Raw genomic sequence first — 15,654 nt, forward strand, 5'->3', positions numbered from 1 at the left:
TTTATGAACAAATAATTGTTATAGGTTATCCTGAATTAATGATTTGTACGAACGGCTCGAAGTGATGCAAACTCCGTTATTCATTTTAAATTGAAAGCAATTGTTATTCATATACTTGTATTCAGATACCTTATTTAAGTTTATAATATAAGCTCTATGAATTCTTATAAAGAAAGCTGGTAAGTTATTTTCAAGGTTATTCATTGGAGTTCGGTAAAGGTCTGATTTGTCTTTTGTAATGATTCTGACATATACACTTTCTGATTCGAAATAAAGAATGTCTTCTACATTGATTCTTCTTTCAAGCCCTTTTTCTTTAATGATGATTTCTGTAAGAAGGTCAGATTGATTTTTTTTGAACTCGTCGTAGACATTTAACAGTTTGTTACTGAGTTCTGCCTGAAGGTCATTTTGTATTCTGCTGAAAGCTTTGTTGAGAGCTTTTCTTAATCTTGAGTCATCGAATGGTTTTAGTAGATAATCATATGCATTAACCTCAAAAGCATCAATAGCGTATTCGTCATAGGCAGTTGTGAAGATTATATAAATATTTTTCTTTTCAATTTTCCTGGCAACATCAATTCCATTAATTCCTGGCATTTGAATGTCTAAAAATAATATAACCGGATCATTTTCATTTTTGATCATATCAATGACTTCTGCACCATTTCTGCATTCGCCTATAACTTTGACATCCGATTCCTCTTTCAGCAATCTATTCAAATAGTCTCTTGCATTGGGTTCATCATCAGCTATAATTACTTTAACAATCATAATTGTGAAATATTTCTTAATATAATATTCGCTGTATAGCTATTATTTGCCCTGGTAAAAGTTAATTTATTTTCTGGATTTAGTGTTGTAAGCCTGTGTTGTAAATTTGATAGCCCAATTCCGATTGAGTTTGGATCAGATGACAGATCTTCAGGAATTGAGTTTGACAGGCTTAATCTTAACATATCGTTTTCCAGCTTTGTAGTAAGCGATATTTTCCCTTTACCTTCAATTTTGGAAATTCCGTGCTTAAAAGAATTTTCAATTAGCGGCTGTAGTAAGAAAGGAGGGATAGCGATATTTTCAGTAGCTGAGTCTATCTGAAAATCGATCTCTAATCTATCGCTAAATCGTTCTTTTTCTATATCCAGGTAATCATTTACATAATTTAACTCCTTTTTTAGTGGTATTAATTTATGACCTTGATGTTGAAGCATTTTTCTTAGAAGATCACTGATTTTAAGAACCATTTTCCTGGCTTTTTTGTCATCTATACCGATCAGGCTATTTAAAGAGTGTAAAGAATTAAATAGAAAGTGCGGGTTTAATTGTGCCTTTAGTGCTTTAAATGAGATTTCACTCACCTGCTTTTCTAACTGAGCAATTCTTAACTTTTTTTCCTGTATAGCTTTTTTTGATTCAACAATACTCAGTAGGAAGAAAATAATTGTTAAATCGATTATTCTACCAAACAGGGAAGGGAGTAGTGCATCATTTAATACATTTATAAATTGAATAAGTGTAATCGAAGAGTAAATTTTTTTTGCTAGAAAATATGCTATATTAGAAGAGATAAGATGTATTAAAATCAAAACCCCAGCGATAATTATCATCCTGATAACACCTCTTAACTCAGAAAATTTTTTTTCATGACCAATTGAGAATAGATCATATCGATCATTAGAGCCCATGTCAAATAATTGATCAGGTAAAAGGCAAGGGAGTCAATTTCAACACCAATCTGACCACTATTTAAAAGATTCGATTGAAAGCTTATGATTAAAGCGATCATTGATGCTATTAAGTAAGCAAGCTTTCTTTCAAATGGTAAGGGGGAAAACTTTATCAGTGCCATAATCGAAAGATAATGAATTATTCACATTCCCTGACTAAAGAATATTGCATTGTATAACATCTTTTGTCATCTGCAACAGTCATAATTGTTATCGATTACATTTTTTACCAGCTACATCATATAATTAGCTTTTAAGGTAGAGAAGGAGTTAAACTTAGTAAAAGAAAAAAATACTAATGTCATGAAACTTCTAAGCTTAATTTCTGCAATTGTTCTGTTGGCTGCATCTACGATAATAGGTAATGATCCAACATATGCTACAAAAAAATCAAAGGAGATCATTTTAAAAATGGTCGATGCTCACGGGGGTATGAAAAGTGGGAAAGCTTAAAAACGCTAAAGTTTACCACAATAATGTATAGTAAATCATTGGGTCTATTAAAGTTCTGGTCAAATGATCAGATGGTAGATATGAAAACCAGGAGGTCGTATCAGGACTGGCCTATTGTTGGTTCAAAAATGACTTATGATGGTGAAAAGGTATGGTCAGAAAATTGGCGGGTAGGAAACCCACCGGCACATCAGCATTCTGTGTTTTATTACTATTTAAACCTTCCATGGCTAACTCAGGACGACAATGTTATTTTAGGAGACGCTCAAAAAATTCAACATAAAGTTTTTGAAAACGAAGTGTATAAGGTAGATATGTCCTTTCGTGAATCGCCGGTAGTAGGAAAATCTCAAAAAGATACATATACATTATACATAGATTCTGAAAGCTATTTATTAGTGGGGTATGAATATACAATTGGCTATGGCCCTTTGCTTGACATATTAAATTTACCAAAAGACCAAGAGGTTTTTGGACCGGTGTTAAGAGTCATTAACTATACAGGAGAGGTTGAAGGACTGAAATTTCCAATACTATTTACTACTTATAATATTGATGGGACAGAGGAATACGGAGATCATGTGATTTATGATATAAAGTTCAACGAGCCTTTTGATGAATCAAGGATGGAAATGCCTCCAAATGCAGTTATTGATCCGGGAAAGGACATTAGGAAATAATGTATTGAAGAAATACAACAGAGTCTCGTCAGATAGTTGATGGGGCTCTGTTTATCTGTAATTAATTATTATACTCAAAAGTTCCATGCTCAGATGAAACAGTTACTTTTGGCTTTTCAGATGCCTCAACACGGCCAATGATTTGAGCAGGGATATCAAAAGATTCACTGATTTTTATAATTTCTTTTGCTGTTTCTTCATCAGTATAAACCTCCATTCGGTGACCCATATTGAAGACTTTATACATCTCCTTCCAGTCTGTCTGGCTCTGCTCCTGAATTAACTTAAATAAAGGGGGAGTGTCAAACATGTTGTCTTTGATCACATGAACATTATCGACAAAATGTAATACTTTGGTTTGAGCACCACCTGAACAGTGCACCATTCCGTCGATGTTTTGCCTGTGATTTTTCAGTAATTCGATTACCACGGGAGCATATGTACGAGTAGGGGCAAGAACTAATTTTCCAGCATCAACTTCAACACCTGACACAGGATCACTTAATTTTTTATTACCGCTGTATATTAAATCCTTTGGAACTGAAGGATCAAAACTTTCAGGATATTTTTCAGCCAGGTAGTGTGCAAATACATCGTGTCGGGCGGAAGTCAGCCCATTGCTTCCCATACCGCCATTATATTCAGTTTCATACGATGCTTTCCCGAAGCTGGCCAAACCAACTACTACATTGCCCGGTTTAATATTTTTGTTATCAATAACATCAGATCTTTTCATTCTGGCAGTTACCGTACTATCAACGATAATTGTTCTAACCAGGTCGCCTACATCTGCAGTCTCGCCACCAGTAGATCTTATCTCAAGACCATTATCACGAAGCATTTGTAATACTTCTTCTGTGCCATTAATTATTTCAGCGATAACTTCTCCTGGAATCAGATTTTTATTTCTACCTATTGTAGATGATAAAAGAACAGGTCCGGTTGCACCAACGCAAAGAAGATCGTCCGTATTCATAATTACTGCATCCTGCGCAATTCCTTTCCACACAGAGATATCACCGGTTTCTTTCCAATATAAATAGGCCAGGGATGACTTAGTCCCTGCTCCGTCAGCATGCATGACTGTACACCAATTTTCATCACCAGCCAGATAATCTGGTATGATTTTACAAAATGCTTTAGGAAATAAACCCTTATCTATATTTTCTATCGCTTTATGTACGTCTTCTTTGGATGCGGAAACACCGCGCTGCATATATCTGTCTTGCATGGCATTTATATTTTATGCAAAAATAAGAAAGCCTCTAATAAAAGAGGCTTTATTATTAAAATAACTTGTAATTATTAGTAAAGGCCGTCGCCATCATCATCTTTTTTATAAAGACTGTCGTTTTCTTCCACTCTTTTCTTTTCTTGTATTGTTTGAGTTGAATCTTGCGCTTCTTGCTGCTGATTTTGTTGTTGCTCAAGAAGTAGCTGCTGACGTCTTTCCTGTTCTTTTCGAATTCTCTCCTCTTCAGCTTTGCGCTCTTCCTCTTCAATCTTCTGACGGATCATTTGTTCTCGTGCCTGCACAGCTTCAAGGTCGTAACCAATCACGCGGAATTCTGTACGACGGTTTTCCTGGTGTTTTTCTTCAGGACATTCAACGTCGTTGGCACATTCATTTTTAAGCTGTGTTTCACCATATCCTTTAGCTACCAATCTGCTTTCGTCGATACCCTGGCTGATTATATAATCAACGGCACTTTGGGCTCTTCTTTGTGAAAGATCCATGTTATATGCATCCGGAGCACGACTGTCCGTATGAGAACTAAGCTCAATATTAATTTCCGGGTTATCTCTGAGTATCGTAACGAGTTTATCTAATTCTTTTGCTGCATCAGGTCGGATATCTGCCTTATCAAGGTCGTAGTAAATGTTTTCAAGCTCGAAAACTGTTTTAGTATCAACCTGCATAAGTGTTAGAGTGGTATCCAGGTTTACTACAGTTCTGTATTTTTCTAATTCGGATTTATCGACAGCTTTATCATTTGTAGAATATCTCAGTCGAGTCGTGAAATACTCAGGTTTTTCTCCTACGATCAGGTAATTCGACTCCGGAGTAACCTTCATTTTAAATTTACCTTCACCATCTGTGAAAAATCTTTCTAATAATTTACCCTGTTCATTGAATACCTGTACCCTGGTATTTTCCAGGGGTACTTTTTCGCTCCCTTCATTTCCTAAAGTCTGAACAGTCAGGAAGTAGTCTACGACTTTATATTCCGGGTCATTATTAATGAAGGCATAAATATCGTCGTCACCAACACCCGAAGGCCTGTTTGAAGAAAATAACCCACCCAGAGGATAAGTGTAAGTAATAGCAAAATCATCATAGGTTGAGTTTATACCCTCACCAAGATTTTCCAGTGTAATCACTCCATCCACTCTTGTTGCCCTGAATAAGTCTAAGCCACCCAGGCCTGGATGACCATCAGAGGAAAAGTATAAAGTACCATTTTCATGAACAAAAGGAAACATTTCATTTCCAGGGCTATTTATTTCTGAGCCCATGTTTTTAACAGCTCTGAAATTTCCATAGGCATCCATTTGTGCAGAATATAGATCTACACCACCCAGACCGCCCGGTCTGTTTGAAGCAAAATATAATGTTCTTCCATTAGAGCTGAAAATCGGGCTACTTGTCCAGTAACCTCTTTGATTGATTTTCATCATACGAGGCTCAGACCACTGCTCAGTTCGTTTATTGTATCGGGTTATGAAAAGATTAACTTCCTCCCGGCCTTTTTTCTTCCCGGTATTTCCTTTGGCAAAAATAATTGTTGTTCCATCGTCATTTATGGCAATTGTACCGTCATTGACATTGGGGTCGTTGATGTTAGGAACTTCTTCAATCTGATCAAAGGCAATTCCCCTATCGGTAAATGGCGCCTTAAAAAGGTTACTATAACCCTGCCCGGTAGCTTTATATACTTTATTGCTACTTCTTGTGCTGGTAAAGTAAACATATCCATCGTGATAAAAAGGTGCATAATCAGCTCCCGGAGTATTAAGTTCTCTAACCGGAACTACATCATAATGACTTTTCTTTTCCTTTATTTTTCTTAAAGCTTCAAGATTATTGATTTCCGTTTTAGCATATGTTACAAAGTAATCAGGAGTGATAGAATCTGCCTGTGAGATAAATGATTTAAGCTGATTTTCAGCCTTGTCATATTTTTGATTATCAATTAGGGCAAGGCCATAGTAAAATTGAGCTGTATCATTTTCGAGCCCCATATTCAATGATTTTTGATAATAGGGTTCAGATTGCTTTAACCGATTGCTCAATCGATAGGATTCTGCAATTTTAAAATTAGCTTGTGCAGGGAAAACGTCTTTTCTGATATACTTTTCATATATAGGTATTGCCTCTTCATAAAAGCCGCGTTTAAATACTTTGGTTGCTTTTTTATGAGGGTCCTTTACTTTTTGAGCCACCATATTTATTGGGGCTGTAAAAATTAATAACAGTGTTAGAATGAATAGCCTGTTTATCATAATTACTCCATATCTAATATTTTACACAGTTGAAGGCAGCCATTTATTCAACCATGATTCTTTAATGTTTATAACGAATGAATCATCAAAATTCTTTTTAGTAGTAACAGCTGTATTAAAAATTCTGGTTTCGGGACTTAGATTACCTTCAATTACTTCTTTTTTTATTTCACCTAAGGATTTTGAATTGATCTTATCATTCTTATCTAAATATAATACTTTTGTTCGATCAAAGAAGTTTATATTAAGCTTATTACCCAAATCTTTAATGAAATGGACAGAAGCATCAATTGAACAACCTGAAGCACCGTGTTGCTCTTCGTTGACAGCGATCACTAAAAATCTATTAAAAGCAAAATCTCCGGCGGCAGAAAGAGCTTTCCCGTGGGCAGCCCATTGATCTAAAAATGAATACAATGCTGGCCTGATAGCTTCCAGTTCTTCGTCTGTCAGATCTCTGTCAGCCTGATACACCCAAAGTCTTGAAGTTGCCGGTAATTCATTAATTGGTACAATCATAATTTATTCGTTTTATAGAATAACGCAATTTTTATTTTAAATGTTAATGTTTTACTGTTTATAAAGCAAAAACTAATCCAAAGCTACCTCAAAGTATTTTTTAAATGGGGTCAGATCACTTAGTTTATTCACGATTATTTCAGAGATATTGTCTTTTTTAAGTGTATTATCATCAATATCAGTACTAGCCAGAAAACTTTTATGCTTCAGTATTTCGATATGTGGATTTGATTTATCATACCCTTTTGGAGGCCTTTTAAGTTTTTCACCTTTTAAATCACCAAAAGTATCTTTGAATGATTCGCTATTTAAAATTGATTTTAGTTCATCGCCATTATAATCTATCTCCTGTCTTATCGCTTGTAAATGTTCACTTTCAGGCAACCAGATTCCTCCCCCGATTATAGAATTACCAGGCTGAATATGAATATAGTATCCAGGTTTGTGAACGGCTTTGCCCTCTTCCGAAAATGATGCTGCAAAATTCTTTTTATAAGGAGTTTTATCTTTAGCAAATCGTATATCCCGGTTAATTCGAAATAAGCACTTTTTTGGTTCAATAATTTGCCGTAGAGACTCGTCCCGCTCTGACAACCCTGCTATTACTTCTGAAACAATTTGAATAAATTCTTGCCTGACTTCCTGATATCTTGAACGGTTTTCGTCAAACCATTCTTTATTATTGTTTTCTGACAGGTCGGTAAGAAAGCTTAATATATCCTTCATTTTAATTTGTTTTAGATTCTCGGATATAATAAATATAATCAGAAGGAGGTGGTTTTATACTTTTTTCAGATAGTAATTGTGCGACCTGTGCTCTGTGATGTATACCATGAAAAGCCACATGAGTTAATATATCTCGAACGGATGTAGTATATGACTTACCGGAAAGACTATTGTAACTAATAATTTCATCGTGATCTCTGGATGAAATTATATCTATGAATTTTTTGAGGTGAATCTCATTATATTCCTTCAAACTTCCGGGAGAAAGCTCTTCCCAGATTTCTAAAGATGCTTTTTCATTTTGAATTCTTGATATCCAAATCTCCTGTGCGTTGATTATATGAGATAAAAGTAGCCTGATCTTATTATCGTAGCAAGAGTTCCTGACAGTGAAGTCGCAAAAAGTATTATTTAATTCAAAGTTAAATTCGAAGAGCTTTTCCATATTTATATTAATCAGGGAAGCAGTATTTTCGGAGTGCAAGATATTCTTTTGGGGTTGCTTTTTGAAAGTCTTCAGGAGTATTAAACCTGTTTTTAGCTTCTTCAACAAAGCAGCGACAGTATTCAAGCCCTTTTCTGTCACCGAGTTCTCCTTTCACATCTTTTTGGCAATCAAGAATCAGTAAGCCTTCTATTTCGGGGGTCCATTGGGAAAAATCCGGTTCCAGGCATTTAGATTTGATAGATTCCAGACCTTGCTCAGTAAGACTTTTATTCATCTCGTTATAATCCTCGAAAAGCATTTGTAACTCATCTAAAACACAGTTACAATATTTATCAGTTCTGGACGAATTATAGACATTTGAATAGGTGTTTTTGCACTGCTCCATAAATGCTGCTTTATTTTCTGTAGTCCATTCAGCTGAAAACTGGCAAGATTCGGCAATGTCATTTACTTCAACATCGGAAATAGAAGCGGCTATTTCCGGAGTAGGGTATAGAGTCCCTAGTTTTTCGAGAATACAACTACAAAAATTCTCATCTCCGTCGTTATTACGCTTACAATCATCCATGAATTCATTCTGTTCTTTTTCTGACCATGGATGACCTTCGAGGCAACCTTTATACACCAATGAAGCCTGTGATGCATCTGCTCTCACGGAAGCTTCAAAAGTATTAAAAATTATTTTTGCTTTATCCAGTGAGCATGAGCAGAAGCTTTTGGTTTCATCTCCCAGAGTTTCACCCCATTTACTTTCGCAGGATCGTATAAATAGTTTTTCCTGTTCTTTAGTCCATGACTGACTGAATGAAAAGTTACAGGCAATAGTTAATAGTATAAAAGCAGTTAAATACTTCATCAACTTGATTTAAGAATGTGTTCTAATTTTTCCAATCCAATGCTCCTGGAAGCTTTTACCAGTACAAGTGAATTTGTTATTGGATTAGTTTTTAAATAATTCTCCAATGACTCAGTATCTTCAAATGTCATGCCTGAATTATAAACTTCAGAAGCGACTTTTATTTTATCTCCAACAAAAAATGCTTCAGAGATATCATTTTGGTTTAGCCATTCCCCGATTTTTTTGTGTTCCTCTTCTGAAGATTCACCCAATTCATTCATGTCGCCGAGGATTACAACTTTTTTATTTGCCGGCATACCTTTAAGGTTCTCCAGGGCAGCTTCCATGGAGGATGGGTTAGCATTATATGCATCCATTATAATAGTATTCGATGCCGAATGAATAACCTGACTCCGATTGTTTGCCGGTTGATAATTATTTACCTTTTTACATGCTTCTTTCAGATCGACATCAAAATATTTAGCAATACAAAGGGCTGCAGAAATATTTAGAAAGTTATAGCTGCCTAGCATATTGCTTTCCTGGGTTTCCATCCCTTCCGGCTGATACCTCACATAGGGGTTGGCATCTATAAATTCACAATGGAAATAGTCGTCTTTACCCGGGTAAAATATTGGTGATTTGAATCGTTTAGACATATTCGCCAGAATTTCATCCTGACTGTTGATGAAGACCGTCCCATCATTTTCCAATAAGTGATGATAAAGTTCAGACTTTCCTCTGATCACCCCGTAAAAGCCTCCAAACCCTTCGGTATGGGCTTTACCTATATTAGTGATTAAACCATAATCAGGAGAAGCAATCGCTGTTAATTCAGCTATATCGCCGATTTTATTCGCTCCCATTTCAATAATAGCAAAATCTGTATCTGTAGGGCAGTTTAAGATAGTTAAGGGAACTCCAATGTGATTATTAAGATTACCTTGGGTAGCCCAAACGTTATATTTGGATGAAAGCGCTTCTCTTATTAATTCTTTTGAAGTTGTTTTTCCATTGCTGCCGGTGATTCCAAAAACGGGATAATCCCAGGTTTTACGATGGTAATTTGCCAGCTTCTGGAGTGTTTTTAATGAGTTTTCTACGAAAAAGATTTTGTCATTATCGGCATAGTTTTTGTCATCAACTACAGCGTAAAGGGCTCCGTTTTCAATGGCTTGTGCTGCAAGTCTATTGGCATTAAAGTTTGGACCTCTTAATGCAAAAAACATTTGTTCTTCGAGGTTTTTTCTCGTATCAGTGCCTACACCATTATGACATAGTAAAAATAATTCGTGTAGTTTTTCGACAGTAACCATCCTAATATTGATTGGGTTTACAGGTTATTGATTAATTTTTCGGAAATTTACTAAAACATTAACTCTCTAATGAAGCATTCAATCATTGTTTTGTCCTTTATAACAATTTTTATGAGTTTAAGTCTCAAAGGTCAGGATATAATAGATTTCGATGAGCAGGATTTGCCTTTTGGATATTTGAATAATTCAAGGAACCTGTTCTCTGGTGGAATGAATTCGCCATTGGTAAACAGGTTAGACCTGGATCGAGATGGAATCGATGATGTGTTGTTTTTTGAGAAAACCAGTGGCAAGCTGTTGCCTTATATTGATACAGGAAATGGTTATATATATGCACCAGAATATAGTGACGGACTTCCTGAAGATCTTAGAAATTGGGTGATATCGTTTGATTTTAATGGTGATGGAAAAAAAGATCTCTTTACCAAATCACCTTTTGGTATTATGGTTTACCTAAACACTTCTGCGGAACAACTTTCATTTGAACTTTATACAGAGGTTTTACTTACTGAAGGTAGTACGGGTAATATTAATTTACAGGTCAACAGTACAGATATTCCAGCGCTTGTTGATTACGATGGTGACGGTGACATGGACTTGTTTACTTTTCATTTCGCCGGAACGGGAACCATAGAGTTTCACAGGAATATGGCTGTAGAGAATTATAGCCGGTCAGATACGCTTGCAATGGTAAGAGAAACCAGAAACTGGGGAAATATTCAGGATTGTGGCTGCGGTGAACTTATACCTTTAGACCAGGAATGTAATACAAACGGAAGAGAACTACATGCAGGAGGCAAATCTATTTTAATTTCTGATATAGATAATGATGGGGTAAAGGACATGCTTTATGGAGATGAATTTTGCCAATCTCTGGCATATTTAAAAAATTTCGGCTCCGATGAGCAACCTGTTTTTAATAACTCAGAATACCCCTGGCCTATGGAGCCTGCTCAAGGTTTCCAGGCTGCTTATCTTTGGAATGATGGAACCTCTGATTCCTTAGTCCTGGTTCCAAACGTATTCACCAATGAAAATCTGCAATACGATTTTTCTAAAAGTATCAGTTTATATAAAAATATTGAAGGCAACTACACTCTTGTAAATGATGAGTTCATACAAGAGCAAAGTCTTGATTACGGAGAAAAAACTTATTGGACTGTTTTATCAGAACTTAATGAACCCTTTGAGAGCTTAGTTTCCTACATGGATATTAATAAGGATGGGGTAGTAAAAAGAGTTTATGAGTCTGAAGGAGAATTAATTGACGAAGAATTATATCGATTTACGCCACCTACACTTGATATACGATCATTTATTACCCAGGTATCAGATATGGATGGTGATGGGAATATGGATGTATTTTTTGGGTATCGGTTAACAGATAATTCTAATTTGATTAGCTACGTTGGTGATGTTAATGGTGACAGGAACAGTAAATTAATAGAAGGCTTGTCATTTTTCACCTCAGAATCATTACATTTTTATGACTGGGATAATGATGGACTTCCAGAAGTTTGGAAAATGAGCACTAGTGGTAAGGTGTCACTATATGAAGTGACAGAAACTTCTGAAAGTTATCAATACACTCTATCAGAAGATGAATTTAAAGGAATGGGGCTGGATGCCTTAAAAGGACAACGGGTATTTTCCTTTGCACAATGGGATAATATAGTTGGATTAGACCTTTTGATTGCAGATAGAAATGGCAATTTTAATTTTTATAGCGATGTTACCCGCGATAATGCTCAAAGCGAAGAGTTGACCGGCACTGTTAAAGGTATATATTCAATATCTCAGGTAGGAGCTGATAAAACTGTCCTTGTAATTGGAACTAAAGAAGGTGGATTGATATTCCAAAAAGTAGATTTACCATTCCTGGGAGGAGGAAATCAAGAAGATGGTCTATCCCTTAATATTTACCCAGTACCGACAAATGAATCTGTAACAGTGAGTTTTGCAGAGAATCATTCTATAAAAATCTTTAGTTTAAATGGAAAGCTTATATATGAGGATAAATCTTTTAAAAAAGAGCGAATATTAGATTTTAGTCTTTTATCAACAAGCGGAATCTTTCTTATCAGGGCATTTACAGAAGAGGGCAGGGAAGTGACAGGCAAAATGATAAACCTGAAGTAAATGCAAAATAATAATATTACGGTCAAATACGATATTCTGGACGATCCAATGGATATGATTGATAATATTGGCCAATCATCAAATTACGATTTGAATTTAGATAATTATTCTGGTAATGAACTTTCAGTCCATTTGGTGACCTTGTTGAATAAAGCAGAAATTGTAAGCGTAATTATTGAAAATAAAAAGGCATCAAAATCCGTTGAACAAGACCTGTTTAAATTTGTCAGGCTTCTGAAAAACCATCGGAATAAAATTGATAAGATAGAATATTCAAGGCTCTCAGAAAAGTCTGAAGCCTTGATAAAAAAGATTTGTCAGAAGATAATTAAAAAGGATTATTAATCATCTTCTATTTTTACATGCCCCCAGTTTTCTCCACTTCTTATTCTATTCAGTTGAGTATGAGTTATACCAAATTGTTTTGCAATCATTTTTAATCTGGTATTCCCTCTTTTAAGCATTTTTTTGATTCGCAAAACTTCAGTTTCAGAAAGTTTTGCATAAGGGCGATGATTTTTTATAACCTTTCTAAATGTTGGGTTTTCCCTTTGGTGCATACCAGTTTCTTCTCGGGTTGCCCATTTGAGATTACTTAAATAATTGTTTTCTTTATTATAATCCAGGTGAATAACATTTATGCGAGTCGGATCATCATTTGGAATGAAGTGTTCAGCTACAAGCTTATGGATATATTTGGATATAAGTTTACCTGAATCTCTCTTTACCGTAATCGTACGATAGCCTTTGATTCTGGAGCCTTTGATAATAGCTCCCTCTTTTTTGTTTTGTAAGATTTTACGCGGCCATAATTGGAAATTTCATAATGTTCATCCGGATGGATGTCATCAAAGGTTAGTTTTTTCCATTCCTCATTCCAATAATCCTTTTCAGCAGTTCCCATTTTTCTTATTAATTACACACACATAAATAATGATCACATAGTTATGCGAACAAAAATTGTTCCAACAATTAAGTAGCAAAATCAACTAAGGGCTAAAACTTCAGGCTTAAAAAATGAAATTAACTATCTGTTTCAGACTCCTTATTTACTTCAACTCTATCATTAATAACTTCGCAGGGATAATCAAAAAGGCAGTTATCTTTAATAGCTCTTTCAACTTTACCCGGAACCATTTTTTCCCATCCGGGTTCTCCTTTTTTGATCATCTCTAAAACGTGATCATTTTCTGAATACTCTTGTAAATCCTCTCTTATAGAATTTATGGCTTCTAATTTATTGTTTTCTACCAAATAATTAAATAGGCCAGTAAGGTTTTTGGGCACTTTAAAGTTTTCTAAAGTGTAAATCTCCTCATTATCCTTTTTTATCGCGGGATAAACATATAATTTGACATTGTTCCCAAACAATCTACCAAACGATTCCAGAATTCCACCATCCAGATCTTCGTAGTAACTTTCATCGAATACACGTTCAAGGTTATAGATTCCGAGGGTAATTCCAATTTTTCTTTTTTTGTTAAGTTTGGACAACCTTGAAACCAGCCTGAAATACTTTTGATAATTTGATATCAATACTGTTGTTCCGAGGCTACATAATATATCTACCCGGTCTAGAAAATCTTTATCATCTATTGTTCCGTCAGAAGTAAGGTCATTCAGAGTCAGTTCGGCAACAGTTATCAATTTGTCCTGATCAACATCGGGCTCTTTGACAAATTGAGTTCTTCCCTTTATGAACATATCAATATTTACATATGTAACTGGTCTGAACCGGCCTCTCAGAACGTGAATATTCTTTTTGTAAAGCGTTTCAGATGGCTGCATTGTTTTACCATCAGGGCCGAACATAGCAAGTTCTGACAATCCGATTTTTACAAGCTTTAAACTCATTAACCTGTTGTCGACATTCCTAAAATCCGGCCCTGTGATTTTAAACATGTCAATTTCAACCCTCTCTCTGGAAAGCCCCTCTACCAGTGATTCGAGAAATTTTTCAGGATCGTGTTCGACAGCAACATAGAGGCAAGAATAAATCAGGTTTACACCTATAGTTCCAAGTGCTTGTTGCTGACGTTGAAGATCATGGTCATTAAGTCTTACATGGATAATACAATCATTAGGCTCACTTTCTGGAGAAAGCTGGAACCTAAAACCTATCCAACCATGTCCTTCGTTTGTTTTTTTATAATTAAGTGTTTCTACTGTATTTGCAAAAGCGAAAAATTTGGTGTTCGGTACTCTTTGAGTAAGTCTTTTTGCAAGAAGTCCGTACTCTTTATTGAGCATTTGCATCAATCTGGCTTCACAAACATACCTCTTACATTTACCATAAATAGCGTCACTAAATTGCATATCGTAAGCCGACATGGTTTTAGCTACCGTTCCACTAGACCCACCGGCTTTAAAAAATTGCGCTGCAACTTCCTGACCTGCTCCTATTTCAGCAAATGAACCGTAAACATAGGGGTCCAGGTTTATTTTTAAAGCTTTTTCTTTAGTAGTTAATTTTCTATACTCACTCATCGGTTAGCTCTATATGGGTCAATTAATGTTTATTTCAAAATTATCAGCGTCCAGTTGTGCAGGAAATTTTTCTCTGAATTTCATTAGGTCATTTCCTGAAAGTGTGGTTTCATGAATCATTTCCTCACCATCGTTATACCAGGTAGTTCTTCCTTTGGGATCTAACACCATTGAACTTCCTGAATAAGGGATATTATTTCCATCGTCTCCTACTCGATTAACGCCAATACAATAAGACAAGTTTTCAATTGCACGGGCTTTTAATAGGGATTCCCATGCATTTACTCTCACCTGAGGCCAGTTAGCAACATAGATCAAAAGATCATAGACCAGTTCGTTTTGGTTATTAAGGTTTCTACTCCAGACAGGAAATCGAAGATCATAACATATCATCGGGCAAATTCTCCAGCCTTTATATTCAACTATTAAACGTTCGCTTCCTGCCGAAAAACGGTCATTTTCTTTTGCCATTGTAAAAAGATGTCGCTTATCATAATATTCAGTTTTACCATCAGGGTAAACCCATAATAAGCGATTAAAAATATCCTTACCTTCTTTACATATAATACTACCTGTTATACAAGCTTTTGTTTGAGAAGCAATTTGTTTCATCCATTTATGAGTCGGACCGTTTAAAGTTTCAGCAAGGTGAATAGCTTCCATACTGAATCCTGTTGTAAACATCTCCGGAAGAATGATGACATCGGTCCCGTTTTTGATTTGCCAGACTTTTTCCTCGAACATAGCCCTGTTTGCATCAGGCTGATGCCAATAAAGTTTGGATTGTATGACCGTTATTCGAAGGTCGTGCATGCCT

17 protein-coding genes and 1 pseudogene are annotated in these 15,654 nt (G+C 35.6%); 4 read left to right on the forward strand and 14 right to left on the reverse strand.

Annotated elements, in window-relative coordinates; genetic code table 11:
• Window positions 1-18 precede the first annotated feature (18 nt).
• The gene (locus DCC35_RS03095) at window positions 19-774 is read right to left on the reverse strand and encodes a LytR/AlgR family response regulator transcription factor (RefSeq protein ID WP_137089417.1); all 756 of its coding nucleotides are present in this window, start codon (window positions 772-774) and stop codon (window positions 19-21) included.
• Window positions 771-1,685: a sensor histidine kinase gene (locus tag DCC35_RS03100; protein ID WP_137089418.1), complete on the reverse strand. Its 915-nt coding sequence runs from the start codon at window positions 1,683-1,685 to the stop codon at window positions 771-773. Before DCC35_RS03100 ends, DCC35_RS03095 begins: the two co-directional genes overlap by 4 nt.
• A 345-nt stretch (window positions 1,686-2,030) precedes the next feature.
• Here DCC35_RS03100 and DCC35_RS20540 point away from each other — a divergent pair, with 345 nt between their 5' ends.
• Both DCC35_RS20540 and DCC35_RS03105 read left to right on the forward strand, forming a co-directional pair.
• On the forward strand, window positions 2,031-2,180 hold the full coding sequence (locus DCC35_RS20540; protein WP_175402692.1) for a hypothetical protein: 150 nt from the start codon (window positions 2,031-2,033) through the stop codon (window positions 2,178-2,180).
• A gap of 23 nt (window positions 2,181-2,203) precedes the next feature.
• Window positions 2,204-2,860, forward strand: a complete 657-nt coding sequence (locus DCC35_RS03105) for a hypothetical protein (RefSeq protein ID WP_137089419.1) — start codon at window positions 2,204-2,206, stop codon at window positions 2,858-2,860.
• A 61-nt stretch (window positions 2,861-2,921) separates the two neighbouring features.
• On the opposite strand, the gene DCC35_RS03110 is transcribed toward DCC35_RS03105, so the two are convergent.
• The 7 genes from DCC35_RS03110 to DCC35_RS03140 all read right to left on the reverse strand — a co-directional run bounded on the left by DCC35_RS03110 (window position 2,922) and on the right by DCC35_RS03140 (window position 10,211).
• Window positions 2,922-4,091, reverse strand: a complete 1,170-nt coding sequence (locus DCC35_RS03110; protein WP_137089420.1) for an AIR synthase related protein — start codon at window positions 4,089-4,091, stop codon at window positions 2,922-2,924.
• A 74-nt stretch (window positions 4,092-4,165) separates the two neighbouring features.
• Window positions 4,166-6,307 (reverse strand): OmpA family protein, encoded by a 2,142-nt coding sequence (locus DCC35_RS03115; RefSeq protein ID WP_175402693.1) that lies wholly within the window; start codon window positions 6,305-6,307, stop codon window positions 4,166-4,168.
• A gap of 78 nt (window positions 6,308-6,385) precedes the next feature.
• The gene (locus DCC35_RS03120) at window positions 6,386-6,883 is read right to left on the reverse strand and encodes a hypothetical protein (RefSeq protein WP_137089422.1); all 498 of its coding nucleotides are present in this window, start codon (window positions 6,881-6,883) and stop codon (window positions 6,386-6,388) included.
• A gap of 72 nt (window positions 6,884-6,955) precedes the next feature.
• The gene (locus tag DCC35_RS03125) at window positions 6,956-7,609 is read right to left on the reverse strand and encodes a DUF2461 domain-containing protein (RefSeq protein ID WP_137089423.1); all 654 of its coding nucleotides are present in this window, start codon (window positions 7,607-7,609) and stop codon (window positions 6,956-6,958) included.
• A 1-nt stretch (window position 7,610) separates the two neighbouring features.
• A complete protein-coding gene (locus tag DCC35_RS03130) occupies window positions 7,611-8,054 on the reverse strand; it encodes a DinB family protein (RefSeq protein ID WP_137089424.1) in 444 nt (147 codons plus the stop codon).
• Between the two features lie 7 nt (window positions 8,055-8,061).
• Window positions 8,062-8,913: a hypothetical protein gene (locus tag DCC35_RS03135; RefSeq protein ID WP_137089425.1), complete on the reverse strand. Its 852-nt coding sequence runs from the start codon at window positions 8,911-8,913 to the stop codon at window positions 8,062-8,064.
• Complete coding sequence (locus DCC35_RS03140; protein WP_137089426.1) at window positions 8,913-10,211, reverse strand: UDP-N-acetylmuramoyl-tripeptide--D-alanyl-D-alanine ligase; 1,299 nt, start codon at window positions 10,209-10,211, stop codon at window positions 8,913-8,915. Before DCC35_RS03140 ends, DCC35_RS03135 begins: the two co-directional genes overlap by 1 nt.
• Before the next feature lie 111 nt (window positions 10,212-10,322).
• On the opposite strand from DCC35_RS03140, the gene DCC35_RS03145 reads away from it, so the two are divergent.
• Both DCC35_RS03145 and DCC35_RS03150 read left to right on the forward strand, forming a co-directional pair.
• Entirely contained in the window at window positions 10,323-12,350 is a 2,028-nt protein-coding gene (locus DCC35_RS03145; protein ID WP_175402694.1) for an FG-GAP-like repeat-containing protein, read from the forward strand.
• Window positions 12,351-12,695: a hypothetical protein gene (locus DCC35_RS03150; protein ID WP_137089428.1), complete on the forward strand. Its 345-nt coding sequence runs from the start codon at window positions 12,351-12,353 to the stop codon at window positions 12,693-12,695.
• On the opposite strand, the gene DCC35_RS21685 is transcribed toward DCC35_RS03150, so the two are convergent.
• From DCC35_RS21685 to DCC35_RS03165, 5 genes and pseudogenes are all read right to left on the reverse strand, one after another.
• Complete coding sequence (locus DCC35_RS21685; protein ID WP_317128976.1) at window positions 12,692-12,910, reverse strand: hypothetical protein; 219 nt, start codon at window positions 12,908-12,910, stop codon at window positions 12,692-12,694. The genes DCC35_RS03150 and DCC35_RS21685 overlap by 4 nt on opposite strands.
• A gap of 60 nt (window positions 12,911-12,970) precedes the next feature.
• Window positions 12,971-13,147: pseudogene (locus DCC35_RS21690) on the reverse strand (hypothetical protein); the annotation flags it as partial.
• A complete protein-coding gene (locus tag DCC35_RS21695) occupies window positions 13,075-13,254 on the reverse strand; it encodes an NUMOD4 domain-containing protein (protein WP_317128977.1) in 180 nt (59 codons plus the stop codon). The gene DCC35_RS21695 and the pseudogene DCC35_RS21690, both read right to left, overlap by 73 nt.
• 119 nt (window positions 13,255-13,373) lie before the next feature.
• A complete protein-coding gene (locus tag DCC35_RS03160) occupies window positions 13,374-14,837 on the reverse strand; it encodes a TonB-dependent receptor (protein ID WP_137089429.1) in 1,464 nt (487 codons plus the stop codon).
• Between the two features lie 18 nt (window positions 14,838-14,855).
• Window positions 14,856-15,650, reverse strand: coding sequence for an amidohydrolase (locus DCC35_RS03165; RefSeq protein WP_137089430.1), 795 nt, complete (start codon window positions 15,648-15,650; stop codon window positions 14,856-14,858).
• Window positions 15,651-15,654: the final 4 nt, after the last annotated feature.

Origin of the sequence: Mangrovivirga cuniculi (assembly GCF_005166025.1) — a bacterium.
Lineage (GTDB): Bacteria > Bacteroidota > Bacteroidia > Cytophagales > Cyclobacteriaceae > Mangrovivirga > Mangrovivirga cuniculi.